Source organism: Peteryoungia aggregata LMG 23059 (genome assembly GCF_030814435.1).
GTDB lineage: Bacteria > Pseudomonadota > Alphaproteobacteria > Rhizobiales > Rhizobiaceae > Allorhizobium > Allorhizobium aggregatum.
In genome coordinates this window covers 102,395-123,247 of record NZ_JAUSUW010000007.1, presented here as the reverse complement: position 1 = coordinate 123,247, position 20,853 = coordinate 102,395, and the positions used below count along the sequence as shown (strand labels likewise).

The window sequence follows — 20,853 nt, the reverse complement described above, 5'->3', positions numbered from 1 at the left end:
GAGCCAGCGATCATGTCGAACAACGATGCCTTCTTTTCTCGTTCTCTCGCCGATGCAGACCCGGAGATTTTCGGTGCGATCGAGAAGGAACTTGGTCGCCAGCGCCACGAAATCGAGCTGATCGCGTCTGAAAACATCGTCTCTCGCGCCGTGCTCGAAGCCCAAGGCTCGATCATGACGAACAAGTATGCGGAAGGCTATCCGGGCAAGCGCTACTATGGCGGCTGCCAGTTCGTCGACATCGCGGAAGAGCTCGCCATCGAGCGAGCCAAGAAGCTTTTCGGCGTCAACTTTGCCAACGTTCAGCCGAATTCCGGTAGCCAGATGAACCAGGCCGTCTTCCTCGCGCTCCTGCAGCCGGGCGACACCTTCATGGGCCTCGACCTGAACTCGGGCGGTCACCTGACCCACGGTTCGCCGGTCAACATGTCCGGCAAGTGGTTCAACGTCGTCTCCTACGGTGTGCGTGAAGACGACCACCAGCTCGACATGGAAGACGTTGCCAAGAAGGCCGAACAGCACAAGCCGAAGCTGATCATTGCCGGCGGCACCGCCTATTCCCGCACCTGGGACTGGAAGCGCTTCCGCGAAATCGCCGATTCTGTTGGCGCCTATCTCATGGTCGACATGGCGCACATCGCCGGTCTCGTCGCCGGTGGCCAGCATCCGTCGCCGTTCCCGCATTGCCATGTCGCGACCTCGACGACCCACAAGTCGCTGCGTGGCCCGCGCGGCGGCATGATCCTCACAAATGACGAGGATCTGGCGAAGAAGTTCAATTCTGCGGTCTTCCCGGGCCTCCAGGGTGGTCCGCTGATGCATGTCATCGCCGCCAAGGCCGTTGCCTTCGGTGAAGCGCTGCAGCCGGAGTTCAAGGACTACGCCGCTCAGGTCGTCAAGAACGCCAAGGTTCTCGCCGAGACGCTGATCAAGCACAATCTCGACATCGTCTCCGGCGGTACCGACAACCACCTGATGCTGGTCGACCTGCGCAAGAAGAATGCCACCGGCAAGCGTGCGGAAGCCGGCCTCGGCCGCGCCTACATCACCTGCAACAAGAACGGCATCCCCTTCGATCCGGAAAAGCCCTTCGTCACCTCCGGTATCCGTCTCGGCACACCGGCCGGCACGACCCGCGGTTTCAAGGAAGCCGAATTCACCGAAATCGGCAACCTGATCGTCGAGGTCCTCGATGGTCTGAAGGTCGCCAACTCGGATGAGGGCAATGCTGCTGTCGAGGCTGCGGTGCGGGACAAGGTCGTGGCCCTGACGGACCGCTTCCCGATGTACCCCTACATGTAAGGCATTAGGCTGATGCGCTGCCCCTTCTGCGGATCGGATGAAACCCAGGTCAAGGACTCGCGACCGGCGGAGGATAACACCTCCATCCGCCGGCGGCGCATCTGTCCGGATTGCGGGGGGCGCTTCACCACCTTCGAACGCGTGCAACTGCGTGAGCTGATGGTCTTGAAGAAGACCGGCCGCAAGGCGCCGTTCGATCGCGACAAGCTGGTGCGGTCCTTCCAGATCGCACTGCGCAAGCGCCCGGTGGATAGCGATCGCATCGAGCGTGCCGTGTCCGGCATCGTGCGTCGACTGGAAAGCTCCGGCGAGACCGAGATCTCCTCCGAGGAGATTGGCCTGCAGGTGCTTGAGGCCCTGAAGACCCTCGATGACGTCGCCTTTGTGCGTTACGCGTCTGTCTATCGCGATTTCAGCCATGCCGAGGATTTCGAACACGTGATCTCCGAGATCAACGCCAAGATCTCCCGCGACAGCACGGCGGACTGATCTCGTGTCCATCACCGCCCGCGACGAACGGTTCATGCGGGAGGCGATCGAGCTCTCCCTCGGCCATCTCGGCCGCACAGGTCCCAACCCCTCCGTCGGATGTGTGATCGTCAAGGGCGGCGAGGTCGTGGGGCGCGGAGTAACGGCGCTCGGCGGGCGGCCCCATGCCGAACCCCAGGCGATTGCAGAGGCCGGAGACAACGCGAGGGGCGCGACGGCCTATGTCACGCTTGAACCCTGCTCTCATCACGGCAAGACGCCACCCTGTGCCAATGCCATCGTTGCCGCGGGCATCTCCCGTGTCGTGGTCGCTGTCGCCGATCCGGATCCGCGTGTCTCCGGTCGGGGACTGAAGATTCTTGCCGATGCAGATATTGAGGTGACGATCGGCGTTCTTCAGAAAGACGCCCGGCGTGCCATGGGCGGCTATCTCACACGTCAGACGAAGGGTCGTCCGCAAGTGACTCTGAAACTTGCCGTTTCTGCAGATGGCATGCTCGGCCGCAAGGGCGCGGGACAGGTTGCGATCACGGGCAGTGAAGCCCGCGAGGCTGTGCATCGCCTTCGCGCGGAATGTGACGCGATCCTGGTCGGTATCGGCACCGCGCTCGCCGATGATCCGGAACTGACGGTCCGGCTGCCGGGGCTGGAGACGGCATCGCCCCTGCGTGTCGTTCTGGACCGCCGGGCCGAATTGCAGCCCGGTTCAAAACTGGTCGCGGGGGTGGGGCGTGTCCCCCTGCTGCTGGCCATCTCGCCCGGCGCCAATGGCAATCGCAAGGCGCTCGAGGAGAGGGGTGTCGAAACGGTCGAGGTTGCCGGGATCGAGGATCTTCTCTCGCTTCTCGCACAGCGCGGAATCTCGTCGCTGATGGTCGAAGGCGGCGCGCGCGTCGCCTCGGACCTCCTTGCGCGCGGGCTTGTCGATCGCATCCATCTCTACGACGCCGCCATGACCATTGGCCCTGACGGCATCGCGTCTCCGATCACCGCAACACGCCTTCCGGCGGGTTTTGTGCGGCTTGAAACGCGCAATGTCGGCGCTGATCGTCTGCAGATTTTCGAACGCCTCCCGGCCTCTGCATGGGTCTAGCTCCAGAACAGCAGGATGAGGATGATGAGGGGGATCGGTATGCCGATCAGCCAGAGAAGTATGCCGCGACTCATGGGTGCCTCCTGTTTTCTTCGCTGTTTAGGCGATCCTGTTCGGTCACCTTTCACCTTGGAAAACATTCCGCCTTCGCAAAAGGTTCCGAACGATGAAAAAGCCCCCGGGCCTGGGGCGCGGGGGCAAGTCCGGGACTGGGGGGAGGCAGAAGAACGGATCAGCGGACGTAGAAGGTGATGCCGCCATCGGCGGCCTGCTCGGCACCGACGATATTCGTCAGCTCGACCTTCTGGCTTTCGAGCTTCTGGGCCAGCGGACGATTGGCGATCACCGACGCCTGCACGAGGCGGGCCTCCTCTGACGTCGGCTCGACACTGCCGAAGCGATCATGGGCCGGGTCGCCCTTCTGAAGGCTGTCGATCTGGACCACGTCGAAGTCATTTCCGGACATGGTCTGAATGGTGCTTTCAATCTTGCTTTCGGCCGAACCGGCGAAGGCGGGCACCGCGGCGAGGCTCTCGGCACCGAAGGCAATGGCCGACAAGGCAGAGGCGCTGAGGATGGTTGCGAAGCGATTCATTGTCCTGTTCCTTTCGAGGAAGTTGCGATGGCGGGGGATTCCGTCGCTCGCTTGCAAGACTGAAGTTGGTGTCGGTTTGTGGCGAAAACCAGACCTTAAGCCTCTGAATTTCATTAAAGATTTGTCACGAGGCATGCCCGATTTTCGCCTGCTTTAGCGCGAGTGGAACAATGCGACGCGAGCGATGCCGGTTTGCGGTCCAGGCGCCTCCCGCTGCCCGCATGCCCGCCCTTTCGCAAAAACACTTGCCTTCCGAGGTACGGCATGGTTTGACCGCGTTTCTGTCGGCCAGAGGCCGCAATCACATTCAGGATCGGATCGGACCATGGGAAACAAGACGGCTGCGCCGCATTTGCTGATCGTCGAGGCACGTTTCTACGACGACATGTCGGACGCCCTGCTGGACGGCGCGAAACACGCGCTGCAGGAGGCTGGCGCGACCTTCGACGTCATCACGGTGCCGGGTGCGCTGGAAATCCCGCCGGCCATCGCCATGGCGCTGGATGCCATGGATGACGAAGGCACGCAGTATGACGGCTTCATCGCGCTTGGCATGGTGATCCGTGGGGAGACCTATCACTTCGACATCGTCGCCAATGAATCTTCGCGGGCCCTCATGGACCTCGCGGTCTCGGAATCGCTGCCGATCGGCAATGGCATCATGACCGTCGAGAACGATGAACAGGCCTGGGCGCGCGTCAAGCGCAGCGAGAAGGACAAGGGCGGCTTTGCGGCCCGTGCGGCACTCTCGATGATCGAACTGAAGAAGAAACTGGGTGGCTGAGTGATGTCGGACGAAGGCAAGCATCCAGTGAAACCGGCCAACCAGCGTGGCGCAGCGCGCCTCGCGGCTGTCCAGGCTCTCTACCAGATGGACATCGCCGGCTCCGGCGTGCTCGAAGTGGTGGCGGAATACGAGGCGCATCGCCTCGGCCAGGAAGTCGATGGCGAAACCTATCTGAAGGCTGACGCCTCCTGGTTCCGCTCGATCGTTGCCGGTGTCGTCCGCGACCAGGCGAAGATCGACCCGATGATCCGCGGCGCACTGCAGGACGACTGGTCGCTGTCGCGCATGGACAGCACGGTCCGCGCCATTCTGCGTGCCGGCACGTTCGAATTGATCGAGCGCAAGGATGTGCCCATCGCCGTTATTGTAACGGAATATGTCGAGATCGCTCAGGCCTTCTTCCAGGACGACGAGCCGAAGCTGGTCAACGCCGTTCTCGACCGCATTGCAAAGCAGGTTCGCGCCCCGGCGCAGAAATAGGAATAGGCAGATGGACGCGACGACGGGAGCAGGGCTGGACGGACAACTTTCGACAGCCAAGCGTAACGTCGGTCTGCTCGCAGTGGCCCAGGCGATCCTGGGCTCTGCACCACCTCTGGCCTTCGCGGTCGGCGGCCTTGCCGGCTTCCAGATGCTCGGCGCTGACAAGTCGCTGGCGACCGCGCCCTTGACCGGTTTCAACGTTGGCGTGGCCGTTGGCGCAATCGTGGTGGCGGCGGCCTCCCGTGTTCTCGGGCGTCGCGAGAGCTTCATGGTCGGTGCGCTGATGGGCGCGCTCGGCAGCGCGCTTGCCGCCTTCTCCCTCATTCAGTCCAACTTCTGGCTCTTTGCCTTCTCGCTGCTGCTGATGGGAATTTCCGGCGGCTTCACCCAGAAGATCCGCTTCGCCGCGGCCGATGCCTCGCCGAGCTTCTACAAGGGCAAGGCGATCTCCTGGATCCTGGCAGCCGGCATCATATCCGCCATCGCCGGCCCGCAGATCGCGATCTGGCTGAAGGATGCGCTGGCGCCCGTGACCTTCGCCGGTGCCTTTCTCGGCATGGTGCCGCTGCTGCTCTGCGCGATTGCCGTCCTCTTTTTTCTGAAGCTGCCGACCATCGCCGAAAAGAAGGCGGAAGCGAGCGGACCGACGCGGCCGCTCAGCGAAATCGTCATGACCCAGCGCTTCATGACCGGCATGATCTGCGGCATCAGTTCCTACGCCCTGATGACGTTCATGATGACCGGTGCCCCGCTCGCCATGGTCATCGGCTGCGGCTTCTCTTCGGAACTCGCAACGCTCGGCATCCAGTGGCACGTGATCGCTATGTTCGCCCCGAGCTTCTTCACCGGCGTTCTGATCACCCGCTTCGGCGCGGAAAAGGTCGTGGCCGCCGGCCTGCTGATCCTGATGTCCTGCGCCGTGGTTGCCCATTGGGGCATCGCGCTCTGGAATTTCTGGGGCGCGCTCGTACTGCTCGGCATCGGCTGGAACTTCGGCTTCATCGGTGCGACTGCTATCGTGGCTTCGAGCTACCGCCCGGCCGAGGCCGACAAGGTTCAGGGTTTCCACGACATCATCCTGTTTTCGACGGTGGCACTTTCGTCCTTCTCCTCCGGCAAGGTTTTTACCGCCTTCGGCTGGTCGGTGATGAATCTGGTCATATGGCCGGTGACGATCCTCTGCCTGATCCTGGTGCTTCTCCAGCTCCGTGCAGCCGCCCGCAAACCCGCCTGAGTTCCCGCAATACTGCGAAATATGCGTACTTGACGCGATGAAAAGCGCGACGCAATCTCGCCTCGCGTTGACGAGGTCTCGGAGGAGGGGGCCTGAGTCTGCGAGTCACGGCCCGCGATGAGTGAGGCGCGGGCAATACGGGAGGGTATTGCGAATGACGGTTCTTCTAGGCGTAATTTTATGCGGGCTTCTGTCCGTGGTCTACGCGGTCTGGGCGACGCGCTCGGTGCTGGCAGCGGACCAGGGCAATGCCCGAATGCAGGAAATTGCAGGCTATATTCGCGAGGGTGCTCAGGCTTACCTCACTCGGCAATACCTGACCATCGCGATCGTCGGCGCCGTCGTTTTTGTCGGGACTTGGTTTCTCCTGTCCGGCACCGCTGCAATCGGCTTCCTGATCGGCGCCGTGCTTTCGGGTGCCGCCGGCTTCATCGGCATGCATGTCTCGGTCCGCGCCAATGTGCGCACCGCGCAAGCCGCGTCCCACAGCCTTGCGGCCGGCCTGGACATTGCGTTCAAGTCCGGCGCCATCACCGGCATGCTGGTTGCGGGCCTCGCCCTGCTCGGCGTCTCCATCTACTTCTACATCCTGACCGCGATCCTGGGACACGAAAGCGGCTCGCGTGAAGTCATCGATGCGCTGGTTGCGCTCGGCTTCGGCGCCTCGCTGATCTCGATCTTCGCCCGTCTCGGCGGCGGTATCTTCACCAAGGGCGCTGACGTTGGTGGGGACCTCGTCGGCAAGGTGGAGGCCGGTATTCCGGAAGACGATCCGCGCAACCCGGCCACGATCGCCGACAACGTTGGCGACAACGTCGGCGATTGCGCCGGCATGGCCGCCGACCTCTTCGAAACCTATGCCGTCTCGGTGGTCGCCACCATGGTTCTTGCCGCGATCTTCTTTGCGGGTTCGGCCGTGCTCGACATCACGATGATCTACCCGCTCGCGATCTGCGGCGCCTGCATCATCACCTCGATCATCGGCACCTTCTTCGTCAAGCTGGGCACCAGCGGGTCGATCATGGGTGCGCTCTATAAGGGCCTGATCGTCACCGGCCTTCTGTCCGTCGCTGGCTTGGCGCTCGCCACGTCGCTCACCATCGGCTGGGGCACCATCGGCACTGTTGCCGGCATGGAGATCACCGGCGTGAACCTGTTCATCTGCGGCATTCTCGGCCTCGTGGTGACCGCGCTGATCGTCGTGATCACCGAATACTATACCGGCACCAACAAGCGCCCGGTCAATTCGATCGCCCAGGCATCGGTCACCGGCCACGGCACCAACGTCATCCAGGGTCTTGCCGTCTCGCTGGAATCGACGGCCCTTCCGGCCATCGTCATCGTCGGCGGCATCATCTCGACCTACCAGCTTGCCGGCCTCTTCGGCACGGCGATCGCCGTCACCACCATGCTCGGCCTCGCCGGCATGATCGTCGCCCTCGACGCCTTCGGCCCGGTTACTGACAATGCAGGCGGCATTGCTGAAATGTCCCACCTGCCGCCGGAAGTGCGCAAGTCGACCGACGCGCTCGACGCTGTCGGCAACACCACCAAGGCAGTCACCAAGGGCTACGCGATCGGCTCAGCCGGTCTCGGCGCCCTGGTCCTCTTTGCGGCCTATTCCAACGACCTGGCCTACTTTGCTGCCAACAGCGCGCAGTATCCTTACTTTGCCGACATGGGGCCGATCTCCTTCGATCTCTCCAACCCTTATGTCGTTGCAGGCCTGATCTTCGGCGGCCTGATCCCCTATCTCTTCGGTGGTATCGCCATGACGGCCGTTGGTCGTGCGGCGGGTTCTATCGTCGAGGAAGTCCGCCGGCAGTTCCGCGAGAAGCCGGGCATCATGCAGGGGACCGAAAAGCCGGACTATGGCCGGGCGGTCGACATCCTGACCCGCGCCGCGATCAAGGAGATGATCATTCCCTCGCTGCTGCCGGTTCTGGCGCCGCTCGTCGTCTATTTCGGCGTGCTCCTGATTTCCGGCTCCAAGGCGTCCGCCTTTGCTGCGCTTGGCGCCTCGCTGCTCGGCGTCATCGTCAACGGCCTGTTCGTCGCGATCTCCATGACCTCCGGTGGTGGTGCCTGGGACAATGCCAAGAAGAGCTTCGAAGACGGCTTCATCGACAAGGATGGCGTGAAGCACCTGAAGGGTTCGGACGCTCACAAGGCCTCCGTCACCGGCGACACCGTGGGTGACCCCTACAAGGATACGGCCGGTCCGGCCGTGAACCCCGCCATCAAGATCACCAACATCGTGGCGCTCCTGCTTCTGGCTGTCTTGGCCGGTTGAGGCATCACGCAAAGAAAAAGACCGCGGAAGGCAACTTCCGCGGTCTTTTCATGTCTGCATTCCGGTGGACGGTAAAGTCCTGGGGGGGCGGCCTTACTGGCCGCCGAGAATGTTGCGGACGCTGTTGGCCGCACCGCCGCCGCCAGCCAGCAGCTGCTGCAGGAAGGTGAGGTCGCGACCGCCGGTCGGGGTCGTGCGGGAAATCGTATCGAACACCTTGCCGTCCTGCAGGGTGTAGTTGGCGCGTTGCGTGACGATGCCGTCCTTGTCGAAATAGATCGCCAGGATCTGCTGGTCGACGAGGCGCTGCTTCATGAAGGCAACGCTGCGGGTGCGCTTCTGGGAGATGTAGTAGAACACCTCACCGTCAAACGTGGCCGTGGTCGACGGTGTGCCGAGCGAGAGCAGCACCTGCTCGCGGCTGGAGCCGACAGGCACGAGATCAAGTGCAGCCTGATCGACGACGTAACCATTGTGGAAGACCTCCGAGGTCTGGCAGGCAGAGAGGCCGAGGGTAACGGCAAGAGCAAGTGCGGTCGTGCTCAGGAACTTCCTGTCCGACTTGAAAATCCGAATGTCCACGCAAACGTCTCCCATGACTGTCGATGGCACCTCGCGATGCCGCTTGCTTCTGCGCATAGCATTGTGGCCTTTCCGGGGAAAGCTGCCGCGATGGCCAGAACTGCCGATTTGTCGGTCAATCTGCCGCGCGATGCGGCATCCTTGCCGGATATCGGCATTGCAATTCACGTCTGCTTCGGTAAACCAGCTTTCGCAATCATGCAACACGGCCACGTTCTGGCTCACCACTCCGGTCGGCTCTTTTTGGTGATATTGGATGGTATTCGGCTTCTTTCGGCAGAAAAGAAACAATCAGGTGATCGTCGAGCGCCAGTATGGCGCGCTGACGGCGGCTGCACGCACGCCCGCCTTCTATCTCGACATGCGTGTGCCCGACACCGTGATCGGCCGCTTCGAGATGCTGACAATCATGCTGATTCTGTATTTCCGCCGCACCGCGAAGTCTCCGCGCAGCGGCCAGGAGATCGCCCAGAACATCATTGATGCCTTCTTCGAGGACGTCGACCATTCGATCCGCGAACTGGGCGTCGGCGATCCCGGTGTGCCGAAGCGCATGAAGAAGCTGGCCGGCATGTATTACGGCCGGCTGGAATCCTATGCTGGCGCCCTGGATCGCAACGACCGAGGGGCGCTCGAAGCCGCGCTGAAGCGCAACATTCATCCCGAAGAAGGCGAGGCGGCACCCTCCATGCAGGCGCTGGCCGAGTGGATGTTTGCGGCCGAACAGGCGCTTGGCGCCGTGGATGAAAACGACATCGAGACGGGCATGGCCCGCATTGCCGTCCCGGCTGCCTGATCGGCGTTGGTCGCCTTAGGGCGCAGACGCATCGGGCCGGACGGCAAAACGAGGAACAGATGACATGACGAGCAAAGAAACCAGGGACAGCCGCGAGTTCAGCTATCTCGTGAAGGTCGGCCACATCTCGGCCAATCCGGTGCAGGTGCATGTGGAGGCCGACGAGCGCGAGCGCGCAGGCCTTGCGGATCTCTGGCAAGTTGAAGCGGTCAACCGGCTCTCGGCCGATCTGCAGATCGCCCGTTGGAAGAAGGACGGCGTGCGGATCAAGGGGCATGTCTCTGGCGAACTGGTTCAGGCCTGCGTGGTGACCTTGGAGCCCGTGGTCTCGCATATCGACCAGGAGATCGACCAGATCTTCGTGCCGGAGGGCTCCAAGCTTGCCCGCATCGTGCTCGATGGCGCCGGCGAGATGGTGCTCGATCCCGATGGTCCGGATCTTCCCGAACAGTTCACCGGCGACACGATCGACGCTGGCGCTCTCGTCGCCGAATTCGCAGCCCTCGACATTGACCCCTATCCGAAAAAGGAAGGCGTTGCCTTTTCCGGACATATCGAAAGCAAGGCCGAAGAGGACAAGAAGCCGTCGCCCTTTGCTGTGCTGAAGGACTGGAAAAAGGATTGATCATCCCCCATCTGCACCTGCGGGTGGGTTGTATGCCGAATGAAAAGCGGTATTTTGGCCGAAAATATCGCTGGCCAGCGATGAAGAAGGGTCAGGTCTAAGTGATCAGAATTTCTGTCGACGTCATGGGTGGAGACTTCGGTCCCGAAGTCGTCATCCCCGGTGCTGCCAAGGCACTCGAGCGTCATCCCGATGTAACCTTCCTTCTCTACGGCCAGCAGGAACGCTGCCTGCCGATCCTCGCGCAGTTTCCGAAGCTGAAGGAAAGATCCACCTTTCATCACTGCGATGTCTCGGTCACCATGGACGAGAAGCCCAGCCAGGCGCTTCGCCGTGGTCGCTACGTCTCCAGCATGTGGCGTTCGATCGAGGCTGTGAAGACCGGCCAGGCCGATGTTGCCGTATCGGCCGGAAACACCGGCGCGCTGATGGCCATGGCCAAGTTCTGCCTGCGCACCATGGCGACCATCGAGCGCCCCGCGATCGCGGCGATCTGGCCGACGTTGTCAGGTGAAAGCATCGTGCTCGATGTCGGCGCCGGCATCGGTGCCGATGCCCAGCAATTGCTCGATTTCGCTGTTATGGGCGGTGCCATGGCACGTGCCCTGTTTGAAATCGAAAAGCCCATGGTCGGTCTGCTCAACGTCGGCGTGGAAGAGATCAAGGGTCAGGAAGAGGTCAAGGAAGCCGGTCGCCTGATCCGCGAAGCGGGTCTCGACACGATCGACTACTACGGCTTCGTCGAAGGCGACGACCTCGGCAAGGGCACCGTTGATGTTGTGGTGACCGAAGGCTTCACCGGCAATATTGCGCTGAAGACGGCGGAAGGCACGGCAAAGCAGATCGCGGAATATCTGCGCGCGGCCATGTCGCGCACCTGGATGGCCAAGCTTGGCTATATCCTTGCCAAGGGCGCCTTTGATCGCCTGCGCGAGAAGATGGACCCGCGCAAGGTCAATGGCGGCGTCTTCCTCGGCCTGAACGGCATCGTCATCAAGAGCCATGGCGGCACAGATGCCGAGGGCTTTGCGGCAGCTTTGGACGTGGGCTATGACATGGCTCGGAACGGTCTCACGCAGAAGATCGAAAACGACTTGAAAAAATATCACGCGCGGCACCCGTCTCCGGCCGGCCCCGAAGCGGCGTGAAAGGTAGGAAACTTCAATGATCCGTTCAGTAGTTCGCGGTTTCGGAGCCTCGCTCCCGAAACGGGTTGTGACCAATCGCGATCTTGAAAGCATGGTCGAAACATCGGACGAGTGGATCGTCCAGCGCACCGGTATCAAACAGCGTTACATTGCCGGTGAAGGCGAAACGACCGCATCGCTCGGTGCTGCTGCTGCCCAAGAGGCGCTTGAGCGGGCCGGCCTGACTGCCGCCGATATCGATCTGATCATCTGCGCTACTTCCACGCCCGACAACACCTTCCCGGCAACTGCCGTCAACATCCAGAATCGCCTTGGCATGCATCACGGCTTCGCCTTCGACGTTCAGGCCGTCTGCTCCGGCTTCGTCTATGCCATGGCGACCGCTGACCTCTATATTCGCGGTGGCATGGCAAAGCGCGTGCTCGTCATCGGCGCCGAGACCTTTTCCCGCATCCTCGACTGGACCGACCGCACCACCTGCGTTCTCTTCGGTGACGGGGCAGGCGCTCTCATCCTCGAAGCCCAGGAAGGCGAGGGGACTGTTGCGGATCGCGGCGTTCTGACCTCGAATCTGCGCTCGGATGGCGCCCATCGCGAAAAGCTGTATGTCGACGGTGGTCCGTCGACGACAGGGACAGTCGGCCATCTGCGCATGGAAGGCCGCGAGGTCTTCAAGCATGCCGTCGGCATGATCACCGACGTGATCGAGGCGGCCTTTGCCGCCACCGGCACGACGGCAGATGACATCGACTGGCTGGTGCCTCACCAGGCCAACAAGCGCATCATCGACGGTTCGGCCAAGAAGCTCGGCATTCCCGACGCCAAGGTCGTGATCACCGTCGACAAGCATGGCAACACGTCTGCCGCGTCGATTCCGCTGGCGCTCGCAACCGCTGCCGGTGACGGTCGCATCAAGAAGGGCGACCTCGTGATGCTGGAAGCCATGGGCGGTGGCTTCACTTGGGGCGCCGTGCTCTTGCGCTGGTAGCATCTGAAACCTAAAAATTGCGCACCGACAAGCACTTGACCGTCGCGGTCAAGGGCAATAGTCTCTGCGCAATTCAACAAGATCATTGATTTAGGCGGACGAGAACAATGGCCGGAAAGACAGTGACGCGTGCGGATTTGGCAGAATCAGTCTTTCGCAAGGTCGGTCTTTCACGAACGGAGTCCGCCGAACTCGTCGAGACGGTGATCGATGAGATTTGCAATGCCATTGTGCGTGGCGAATCGGTCAAACTGTCCTCGTTTGCGACCTTTCAGGTTCGCAGCAAGAACGAGCGAATCGGCCGCAATCCCAAGACCGGCGAAGAAGTTCCGATTTCTCCCCGTCGGGTCATGACGTTCAAGGCGTCCAACGTTCTCAAGCAGCGCATTCTTCGCGCTCATATCGCCCGCAAGGCCAAGCAAAAGCCGGTCAATCCGGCGGCCTGATGGCGCCCAAAACCGGTGGAGCATGCGCTCCCCGGGCAGCGAGTGCTTGAAAAGCTATCCCCGAACCGTTGAAATGTCTGTCGAGTCGCGCCCCCGCGCGATGCCCGAGGAGCGGCCTGATGCAGTTGGACAAGAGCCCGGATGCTTTCCGCACGATCAGCGAAGTGGCGGATGATCTCGATCTGCCGCAGCATGTGCTGCGCTTCTGGGAAACCCGCTTCCCGCAGATCAAGCCGCTGAAGCGCGGCGGTGGCCGCCGCTATTATCGCCCAGATGATGTCGAGTTGCTGAAGGGCATTCGCCACCTGCTCTACGATCAGGGTTACACGATCAAGGGCGTCCAGAAACTCCTGAAGAGCAACGGCAACAAGTTCGTCATGGCGGTTGCGACAGGTGACGTGGCGACTATGGAGGCGCTGGTGGCGGCCAATGCCGCCAAGGTCGAGGAACCGAAGGTCAATCTTGATGAGGACCAGGTCGTTGGGCGGGCCAAGGCCCGCGTCAGCGGTCGCTTCTTCGGTTTCGGCAGCGCCACATCCGAGGATGCTCCGGAGATTTCCGTCGGCAAGGGCTCGATCGCCAAGGAGGATCGTGCCCTGCTGCAGGAGGCACTGTTCGACCTGCTTGAATGCAAGCGACTGCTCGATCAGGTGCGCTGATTGCGCTGAGGTTCCCGCGAACGGAACACAGTTTGCTCTTGAGACGTTGAAGGTCCGACACGCAACCCGCGCGAGGCACCATGAAACGTTTGTTGATCTTCATTCCGATTCTCTCTGTGCTCGCTGCTATCCCGGCGCAGGCCCAGCAATCGACCACGTCGTCGGCGACTGCCGATGCCAGACCGACGACGGTGGAGGATGCCTGCATCTTCGTCGCGAAAAGCATGTTGATGGTGAAGGACCTGGAGATCGGCGTGGTTCAGGCTTTCCCCGAACTCGACCCGCCCGGCGCCCGGCTCACCTATTCCACTCGCATGGATGCCGAACCGCAGGACATCACCGACGAGATCGAATGCCAGTTCGAACGCGCCGCCGACCCGCTGCTGGTGACCCGGTTCTGCATGGATGTGACCTGCTACGCTGCGAACAGCGAGAAGCCTGAAGAGCGACGTCGGTTTGAGGAGATCAGGGCATTGATGCAACGGCTGGATTGATCACCTGCGCATTTTTTCGCGCCGCCGGGAGTTTCCCCTTGCGCAGAAATAGCTGACTGTCTAAAGGGAACTTGCTGTCTGACGGCTCGATTGTGTGCGGCATTTTCTGAAGAATGACAGTTCTCAGGGAATGCCGGAAGAAGCAATCGGTTCGATAGTCACGTGACGGAATGTAGCGCAGCCAGGTAGCGCACTTGACTGGGGGTCAAGGGGTCGTGGGTTCGAATCCCGCCATTCCGACCAATTCGTTAGACGGATCAATACGTTGATTGCGTTGAACTGTATAAGAGGCCGGGTATCTCAGGATACCCGGCCTCTTTCATTTTGGGTAATCAGCTTCCAGGCCGCGTCTGGCGTTTTCGCCGCTTTCCTCGATCTTTGTCCTTTGTTTGCTGCAATGCAACATTATATTGAGCTGAGGTTCGAAGGGAGCCGAAATTCGATGCGCTTCAAATTCTCCATGTCTCCGCTCTCCGCGCTTCTTCGCGGCCAGAAGCGCCTGCAGCGCAGCCTCGAGAAGGCGATGCCCAAAATCCGGTTGCCCGAAGCACCGAAGGCGGCAAAGCCGCGCGCGCCACGCTCCGGCCTGATGCAGGTGCATGCCTTCGGCAGCAATCCGGGGCGTCTTCGGATGATGGAATATGCTCCGCCAACAAGGCGGGAGCCTGCGACGCTGGTGGTGGTGCTGCATGGTTGCCTGCAGACGGCGAAGGACTATGATCGTGGCAGCGGCTGGAGCCGAATGGCCCGAGACAAGGGCTTCGTGCTGCTCTATCCGGAGCAGACCCGCGCAAACAATCATAACCTTTGTTTCAACTGGTTCCGCCCGAGCATGGTCGCCCGCGACAGGGGCGAGCTCATGTCGATCCGCCAGATGATCGAACACAGCGTCGAGCGGCACGGCATTGCCCGCGGCAGGATCTTCATCCAGGGCCTCTCGGCCGGCGGCGCCATGGCGAATGCGTTGATGGTCACCTATCCGCATCTCTTCGCAGCCGGTCAGGTGGTCGGCGGTCTGCCTTTCGGGGCGGCCCGTGATGCAATGTCGGCGCTCTCCGTCATGAAGTCAGGAAGTCGCCGCAGTCGTCAGGAATGGGGTGAACTGGCGCGGGCGGCGGCCGGCGAGGGCAACGAGGACCGGCCTGCCGTCTCGATCTGGCAGGGCAGGGCGGATCGGATTGTCTCGCCCGCCAATGCCGAGGCTCTGCTGACGCAATGGCTTGATCTTCACGGATTGGACGAACAGGCGGGAAAGCCAGAGAGCCGGCCAGAGGGGCCCGCCCTCGTGTGGCGGGACGCCGATGGAAAGGTGCTCATCGAATATCGTCTCCTCGATGCGCTGGATCACGGTTTGCCTGTGATCGCTCGACGCGCCGGTGCGGAGCGCCAGCCCTATATGATCGAGGGCGCGATTGGCTCCCCCCAGCAGTTCTACGAGATATTCATCAGGCCGCATTGAAGCGGTTTTCTGGCTGAAATTGTTCAGTTTTCCTCGATGGAGACGCCGTTCTCGCCGATCCGCAGTTCCACGCCATTCGGCTTGGACTCTTCCTGGTAGACATAGATGCCAAGGCCGATGACGGCGACCACGAGTGCGCCAATGATGAGGTAGAGGCCATTGTTTCGGCTCATGAAAGTCTCCTGTCTGGTTGTATTGGACAGGGAAAGCCGAAGCGGCGACAATTGTTCCATCACCATATAAGAAAAACTCAATCGTCGTTGGCTGCCGTCAGTTCTTCCGGGCGCATGCCGTCATCGCTGAACCGGGTCGCCAGTCGGAGGCCCTCACCGCCACCGGTGCCACCGTCTCCGGCCTGGAGAAACAATACCCCCATGCGTTCAAGCGTCGCGCGCACGGCCGAGTAGTGCTGGGGTGTCGCCTCATGCACATCGCCCGATTCGATCTGGAGGATCAGCAGAGCCGGCACACCGCTCTCATGGCAGAGCCGATCAATGGTGATGTCCAGCATGGCGCGCGCGGCGCGGATCTGTGCGGGTGTAATCATAAGGGAAACATGGAGCGCGGCCGAGGAAAATCAATGCAAACCGCGCACACAGGTGCGGATCTCCCTAGCGGCTCAATTGCGCCGGGCCCGCTGGTAACGCCATTCTGCCGCCCCGCAACCCCAGACGATCCCCAGCACCAGATAGAAGTGGCGCCAGTGATCCGTATCGATGACGGCACCGATCAGCATATGCCCGACGAGCACGATCCATGCGATCATCAGGTAGGGTTGCCAGGGGCGCTCCCTCAACAGGTAGCGAAAGCCCATCGACACGGTCCAGGCGATCAACGCAACGTAGGAGACGAAGCCGATCCACCCATAGGCCATCAGCGACTTGAGATAGATGTTGTGCTCGTCCTCGGGGAAGATCTTGCCGAACATCATCGGTCCGATCCCGAGTGGTTTCTCCATCGCCATTTCGAAACCGAGCCGGTGGCGGGCAAAGCGTCCCAGATGTCCGCCGTCATATTCCTGCACGAGCTGGGTGCGCGTCTCGAAAAGCGCCCGGACTTTCTCGAACTGCAACGCGATCGAGAGCGCCATCACCATGGCGACGACGGCGGCGAGCGACAGAACCAGGATCTTCAGCCGGAAGGCATTGGTGCGCTCCTTCAGCAGCATGACGAAGACGAGCGCCACGGCGCAGAAGAGGAACAGCCCCCATGCGGCGCGCGAGAAGGACAGGAAGACGGCAAAGGACAGGATCAGGATGCCAATGATCCTGAGCGGCGATTCCATCAGCCTTCCCTTCAGCATCCCATGCATGAGGTAGAGCATCGGCGCGACGAGAAAGGGACCGAAGACGTTCGGGTCCTGGAAGGCGCCCATGGCCCGATCGTAGCGGGTGAACACCTCTGCACCGGGAAAGGCATGGAAATAGCCCAGGATACCGAGCGTCCCGGTGATGATTGCCGCCGCCACCCAGGCCTGGAAGATCAGCGTGAGCCGCTGCGGCCGATCCTCGATGACCGCAGCGTAGAAGACCGCCGTCAGCGCGAGGAAGATCGACACCGCCACATAGAGCACTTGCTCTGTCAGGATCGTCTGCATCACGGTGAGTGCGAGAAGCCCGCCGACATTGAAAATCAGCAGCAGCGCGAGAAGCGGCGCCACCGCCCGCGATATCTTGAGGCCGAACAGGAACCAGAGGGCAACTTGCCCCACCATCAGCAGTTCATAAGGGGCAGGCTCGGAAATCACGAAACCCGACAGGAACACGCCGAACGCCATGATCCAGGAGATCATCAGCTGGACAGCTGCTGCCTGCGGGTTGAAGGGCCGGATCTGGGCGTCGACGGCGCTCAATAGGCGTTTTCCGTATTCAGCAGCTTGATCGGCGTCAGAAGCAGGATCTTGAGGTCGAACCAGAGAGACCAGTTCTCGATATAGTAGAGGTCGTAGGCCGTGCGGAACTTGATCTTGTCGTCGGTGTCGATCTCGCCCCGCCAGCCATTGATCTGCGCCCAGCCGGTGACACCGGGCTTCACCCGATGGCGGGCGAAATAGCCCTCGACAATCTCGCCGAAGGTCTTGTCGCGCGTCTGTCCGAGAACCGCATGTGGGCGCGGGCCGACGAGCGAGAGATCGCCACGCAGCACGTTGAAGATCTGTGGCAGTTCGTCGATCGAGGTCTTGCGGATGAAGCGCCCCACGCGCGTCACGCGCGGGTCGTTCTTGGTCACCGCGTTCTTCGCCGTGTGGTCGCTCATTTCAGTGTACATCGAGCGGAATTTGAGGACGTTGATCACCTCGTTGTTGAAGCCGTGACGCTTCTGAACGAAGAAGACCGGCCCCTTGGAGGTGGTCTTCACAGCGATCGCGGTTGCGATGAAGACCGGCCACAGCAGAAGCAGGGCCAGCACGCTGAAGAAGATGTCGAAGGCTCGCTTGGCGACCGAATCCCAGTCTCGGATCGGCTTGTCGAGGATGTCGAGCAGCGGCACGGCGCCAACATGCGAATAGGCACGCGGGCGGAAGCGCAGATTGTTCGAGTGCGCCGCAAGGCGGATGTCCACGGGCAGCACCCACAGCATCTTGAGGAGCTGCATGATCCGTGCCTCGGCACTCAGCGGCAGCGAGATGATCAGCATGTCGATATGCGCGAGCCGGGCGAATTCCACCAGTTCGGCCACTGTGCCGAGCTTCGGATAGCCGGCAACGACGTCCGGGGACCGGGCAGCGCTGCGATCATCGAAAATCCCGCAGATCCGGATGTCGTTCTCCGGCTGCTGTTCCAGCGCGCGAATGAGATCCTTGGCGGGCTTGCCGCCACCGATGACCACGGCGCGGCGCTCCATCACGCCATTGCGCCCCCAGCGCCGGATTGCCAGGCCGATCAGGTTGCGTTCTACCAAAAGAAACAGTGCGCCTGCAGCGAACCACACCGCCAGCAGGCTGCGATAGTTCGGATCATGATCGACAAAGAGGAAGTTGGTGAGGGCAACGAGCCCCACAGCCGCCATCCAGCTTCCCAATACCCGCGCCATCGACCGCATCGGGGCACGCAGGATCGAGACGTGATAGCAGTCGCTGGCCTGCATGAAGAGCAGGGCGAGGAGAGCGCCGGCAAATCCGCTGACGCTGGTGTCGATGAAATGACTGCCCGGGTCCTGCGCGACGAAATAGTTGGCTGCCAGGGCTATGCCGAAAAGGCTGAAGAATTCGAGGAAGCGCAGCTGTCCGATCACGATGGACGGCGAATAGTTTGCGACGGCGTATTGTCCGGCGATTTGCCGGGCAAGGGCACTGATCTCTGCTGCCTGGGCATGGCTTGGCGCATCGCCGCTCGTCGGCGCACGACGCAGGGCGTCAAGATCGAATGCATCGGGTTTGTCGACCTTGTTCATGGCTTTGTCTCGCACGTGTGTGCGGGGAGATTACGCCGAAGGTCCTAAGAAACGCTTTAGGAACCCCTCAGAAAGAGGGTGGACATGCCCCGTTTCAGGACAGTCCGGCCTCAGATCCGCGAAAGCTGCGTCCGGTAGAGGGCCTCCAGATCCTGGGCCATGACGGCGGCAGAAAACCGTGAGCGGAACGCCTCCGGGCTCGGCATGGTGCGTCTGGACCAATCAGGATCGCCAAGCGCCTGGGCCATCACGGCGCCTAAGAGATCGGCGCGACCGGGTTCGACCAGGGCTTCGCTTTCGCTCCCGAGGATCTCCGGGATGCCTCCGACCCTGGATGCGATGACCGTCTTTTCCGCAGCCAATGCCTCAAGCACGATATAGGGCATGGCCTCTGCGCGAGAGGGAACCACGACGATGTCGGAAAGAGCGAAAGCCTGGGTAATGGGCATCGCCGGGCGAAAGTCGATCCGGCGTGCGAGACCCTTCTGTTCCACCATGCGCCGGTAGCGGTCCAGATCCGGACCATCGCCAATGATCAGCGCAGTCAAGGGTCGTCCGGCAAGCCGTTCCGCCTCGGCGAAGGCATTGATGAAGACGTCCGGTCCCTTCAGGTCGCGCAGCATGCCGATATAGGCGAAGTCCACGCTGTCGGTCTGCACCGCAATCCGGCCGAAGTCACGTTCGCTGATACCGTTATAGACGCGCGTGGCGTCGCAACGCGGCTTGCCGATCTTGGTCTCGTAAGTGGCGCGCTCGTAGTCGCAGACGAAGGAGATGGACTCGGTCATCCTTTCGAGGAGACGTTCGGCCGCGAACACTCCCTGGCCGGAGAGGGACCCGCGCGAGAAATGCAGGCTGCCTCCATGGGGCGAATAGAGGCGGGCGACGCGATACCTTCGAACCCGCAGCAGTGAGCCGATCAACCGCGCAATCACGCCGCCCTTGGCGCCATGACCGTGCAGGATGTCCGGCTGCAATTCCTTGATGAGTTTGTAGCTTTCGACGAGTGCCGCAAGGTCCTTGAAGCTGACCGAGCGACCGATCGGGAACCGTGTGACGCCAAGCGAGAGAAAGGGCATGATCTGTTCGAACAGTTTGTCCTCATGGGCGCCGCCGGTGGAACTATCGCACAGGATGCCGACCTGATGACCGGCAGCGCTGTGCAATTCGGCAAGATCGCGCACATGACGGAAGATCCCGCCGATGGGTGATCGAAAACAATGCACGATGCGCAGGGGCTTGGCTTCGGCCATTGATCAGAACAGCCGCTCGCGAACGTAGACGGTGTCTCCGGCAAGAATCGGATCTGTGATCGGCACGCGACCCGTGATGATCTGCCCGTTGATCTTGCGGGTTACATCGACATCGCGCTGGTTGGCCCGGCTGTTGAACCCGCCGGAAACGGCTATGGCGTTGAGAATGGTCATCCCGGGCACATAGGCATACTGGCCGGGCTGGCCGACCTGGCCCATCACGAAGATCGAGCGGTAGCGGTCGACCTCGATCGAGACATCAGGATCCCTGAGGAAGCCCTGCTTGAGCTTCTGGGCGATGGCGCCTTCCAGCTGCGTGAGCGTGGCGCCGCGTGCCGCGACCTGTCCGACGAGCGGGAAGGCGATGTAACCTGCCTGATCGACGGTGTAGGTATTGGTGAGGCTTGCTTGTTCGAAGACGGTGATCCGGAGCCTGTCGCCGCTGTCGAGGCGGTAGGGCTGGATGGTCGCTTCGTGGAAGACTTTCGGTGCGGGCCGATAGCTTGCGCAGCCGGACAGGCCGAGCGACAGAACTACGCTCGCGACCAGAACCATCGCCTCTTTGCCGACCATCGCCATGCGCCGCTGCGCTCCCAATGAACTCACATTCGTTGGCCTGTTATCGAATGATTAGGGTTAATGGTCGGTAAACGCCCTGCGATCGATTGCCCCGAGTTCTGTCCAAAACCGGGCGGATCGCAGTTAACCCTTGAGTTACCATGATCCTTTACCTT

Annotated in this window: 23 protein-coding genes and 1 tRNA gene; 16 read left to right on the top strand and 8 right to left on the bottom strand. The window is 61.5% G+C overall.

Features of this window, described 5'->3' with window-relative positions; all coding sequences use genetic code 11:
• The first annotated feature begins 12 nt into the window (after window positions 1-12).
• From glyA to ribD, 3 genes are read left to right on the top strand one after another with little or no spacing between them, the layout of a single operon-like run.
• Window positions 13-1,302 (top strand): serine hydroxymethyltransferase, encoded by a 1,290-nt coding sequence (gene glyA / locus J2045_RS13645; protein ID WP_307373598.1) that lies wholly within the window; start codon window positions 13-15, stop codon window positions 1,300-1,302.
• Window positions 1,303-1,314: 12 nt separating this feature from the next.
• Entirely contained in the window at window positions 1,315-1,791 is a 477-nt protein-coding gene (nrdR, locus tag J2045_RS13640; RefSeq protein WP_166601165.1) for a transcriptional regulator NrdR, read from the top strand.
• Between the two features lie 4 nt (window positions 1,792-1,795).
• Window positions 1,796-2,884: a bifunctional diaminohydroxyphosphoribosylaminopyrimidine deaminase/5-amino-6-(5-phosphoribosylamino)uracil reductase RibD gene (gene ribD, locus J2045_RS13635; RefSeq protein WP_307373596.1), complete on the top strand. Its 1,089-nt coding sequence runs from the start codon at window positions 1,796-1,798 to the stop codon at window positions 2,882-2,884.
• A gap of 232 nt (window positions 2,885-3,116) precedes the next feature.
• Here ribD and J2045_RS13630 read toward each other — a convergent pair whose 3' ends face one another.
• The gene (locus tag J2045_RS13630; RefSeq protein ID WP_307373594.1) at window positions 3,117-3,479 is read right to left on the bottom strand and encodes a hypothetical protein; all 363 of its coding nucleotides are present in this window, start codon (window positions 3,477-3,479) and stop codon (window positions 3,117-3,119) included.
• A 325-nt stretch (window positions 3,480-3,804) separates the two neighbouring features.
• On the opposite strand from J2045_RS13630, the gene ribH reads away from it, so the two are divergent.
• The 4 genes from ribH (at window position 3,805) to J2045_RS13610 (ending at window position 8,276) form a co-directional block, all read left to right on the top strand.
• Entirely contained in the window at window positions 3,805-4,263 is a 459-nt protein-coding gene (gene ribH, locus J2045_RS13625) for a 6,7-dimethyl-8-ribityllumazine synthase (protein WP_307373592.1), read from the top strand.
• Between the two features lie 3 nt (window positions 4,264-4,266).
• The gene (nusB, locus tag J2045_RS13620; RefSeq protein ID WP_205911289.1) at window positions 4,267-4,746 is read left to right on the top strand and encodes a transcription antitermination factor NusB; all 480 of its coding nucleotides are present in this window, start codon (window positions 4,267-4,269) and stop codon (window positions 4,744-4,746) included.
• A gap of 10 nt (window positions 4,747-4,756) precedes the next feature.
• Entirely contained in the window at window positions 4,757-5,983 is a 1,227-nt protein-coding gene (locus tag J2045_RS13615; RefSeq protein ID WP_307373589.1) for an MFS transporter, read from the top strand.
• 154 nt (window positions 5,984-6,137) lie between these two features.
• On the top strand, window positions 6,138-8,276 hold the full coding sequence (locus J2045_RS13610; RefSeq protein WP_307373587.1) for a sodium-translocating pyrophosphatase: 2,139 nt from the start codon (window positions 6,138-6,140) through the stop codon (window positions 8,274-8,276).
• 93 nt (window positions 8,277-8,369) lie between these two features.
• On the opposite strand, the gene J2045_RS13605 is transcribed toward J2045_RS13610, so the two are convergent.
• Entirely contained in the window at window positions 8,370-8,873 is a 504-nt protein-coding gene (locus tag J2045_RS13605; RefSeq protein ID WP_307373903.1) for an outer membrane protein assembly factor BamE, read from the bottom strand.
• Between the two features lie 241 nt (window positions 8,874-9,114).
• Between J2045_RS13605 and J2045_RS13600 the strand changes: the two genes are divergently transcribed.
• The 9 genes from J2045_RS13600 to J2045_RS13560 all read left to right on the top strand — a co-directional run bounded on the left by J2045_RS13600 (window position 9,115) and on the right by J2045_RS13560 (window position 15,473).
• Window positions 9,115-9,654 (top strand): ubiquinol-cytochrome C chaperone family protein, encoded by a 540-nt coding sequence (locus J2045_RS13600; RefSeq protein WP_307373585.1) that lies wholly within the window; start codon window positions 9,115-9,117, stop codon window positions 9,652-9,654.
• A 64-nt stretch (window positions 9,655-9,718) separates the two neighbouring features.
• Window positions 9,719-10,279 carry a YceD family protein gene (locus J2045_RS13595; protein ID WP_307373582.1) on the top strand — a complete coding sequence of 187 codons (561 nt, stop codon included), beginning with the start codon at window positions 9,719-9,721 and terminating at the stop codon, window positions 10,277-10,279.
• Window positions 10,280-10,380: 101 nt separating this feature from the next.
• The gene (gene plsX, locus J2045_RS13590) at window positions 10,381-11,427 is read left to right on the top strand and encodes a phosphate acyltransferase PlsX (RefSeq protein WP_307373579.1); all 1,047 of its coding nucleotides are present in this window, start codon (window positions 10,381-10,383) and stop codon (window positions 11,425-11,427) included.
• A 16-nt stretch (window positions 11,428-11,443) separates the two neighbouring features.
• The gene (locus J2045_RS13585; protein WP_307373576.1) at window positions 11,444-12,415 is read left to right on the top strand and encodes a beta-ketoacyl-ACP synthase III; all 972 of its coding nucleotides are present in this window, start codon (window positions 11,444-11,446) and stop codon (window positions 12,413-12,415) included.
• Between the two features lie 107 nt (window positions 12,416-12,522).
• Window positions 12,523-12,861 carry an integration host factor subunit alpha gene (locus J2045_RS13580; protein ID WP_054150580.1) on the top strand — a complete coding sequence of 113 codons (339 nt, stop codon included), beginning with the start codon at window positions 12,523-12,525 and terminating at the stop codon, window positions 12,859-12,861.
• 125 nt (window positions 12,862-12,986) lie between these two features.
• Complete coding sequence (locus tag J2045_RS13575; RefSeq protein WP_166602172.1) at window positions 12,987-13,520, top strand: MerR family transcriptional regulator; 534 nt, start codon at window positions 12,987-12,989, stop codon at window positions 13,518-13,520.
• An 80-nt stretch (window positions 13,521-13,600) separates the two neighbouring features.
• Window positions 13,601-14,014 (top strand): hypothetical protein, encoded by a 414-nt coding sequence (locus J2045_RS13570; protein WP_307373570.1) that lies wholly within the window; start codon window positions 13,601-13,603, stop codon window positions 14,012-14,014.
• 166 nt (window positions 14,015-14,180) lie between these two features.
• Window positions 14,181-14,257: transfer RNA gene (locus J2045_RS13565), tRNA-Pro, on the top strand.
• A 199-nt stretch (window positions 14,258-14,456) separates the two neighbouring features.
• Window positions 14,457-15,473, top strand: coding sequence for an extracellular catalytic domain type 1 short-chain-length polyhydroxyalkanoate depolymerase (locus tag J2045_RS13560; RefSeq protein WP_307373567.1), 1,017 nt, complete (start codon window positions 14,457-14,459; stop codon window positions 15,471-15,473).
• Window positions 15,474-15,496: 23 nt separating this feature from the next.
• On the opposite strand, the gene J2045_RS13555 is transcribed toward J2045_RS13560, so the two are convergent.
• The 6 genes from J2045_RS13555 to J2045_RS13530 all read right to left on the bottom strand — a co-directional run bounded on the left by J2045_RS13555 (window position 15,497) and on the right by J2045_RS13530 (window position 20,698).
• Window positions 15,497-15,646 (bottom strand): hypothetical protein, encoded by a 150-nt coding sequence (locus J2045_RS13555; RefSeq protein WP_307373565.1) that lies wholly within the window; start codon window positions 15,644-15,646, stop codon window positions 15,497-15,499.
• 77 nt (window positions 15,647-15,723) lie between these two features.
• On the bottom strand, window positions 15,724-16,020 hold the full coding sequence (locus J2045_RS13550; protein ID WP_307373563.1) for a hypothetical protein: 297 nt from the start codon (window positions 16,018-16,020) through the stop codon (window positions 15,724-15,726).
• A gap of 72 nt (window positions 16,021-16,092) precedes the next feature.
• The gene (locus J2045_RS13545) at window positions 16,093-17,325 is read right to left on the bottom strand and encodes an O-antigen ligase family protein (RefSeq protein WP_307373561.1); all 1,233 of its coding nucleotides are present in this window, start codon (window positions 17,323-17,325) and stop codon (window positions 16,093-16,095) included.
• Entirely contained in the window at window positions 17,322-18,866 is a 1,545-nt protein-coding gene (locus J2045_RS13540; protein ID WP_307373559.1) for an undecaprenyl-phosphate glucose phosphotransferase, read from the bottom strand. The genes J2045_RS13545 and J2045_RS13540 overlap by 4 nt, the downstream gene beginning before the upstream one ends.
• Before the next feature lie 110 nt (window positions 18,867-18,976).
• Window positions 18,977-20,119 carry a glycosyltransferase family 4 protein gene (locus J2045_RS13535; RefSeq protein ID WP_307373557.1) on the bottom strand — a complete coding sequence of 381 codons (1,143 nt, stop codon included), beginning with the start codon at window positions 20,117-20,119 and terminating at the stop codon, window positions 18,977-18,979.
• A 3-nt stretch (window positions 20,120-20,122) separates the two neighbouring features.
• The gene (locus tag J2045_RS13530) at window positions 20,123-20,698 is read right to left on the bottom strand and encodes a polysaccharide biosynthesis/export family protein (protein ID WP_166602082.1); all 576 of its coding nucleotides are present in this window, start codon (window positions 20,696-20,698) and stop codon (window positions 20,123-20,125) included.
• Between the last annotated feature and the right edge of the window lie 155 nt (window positions 20,699-20,853).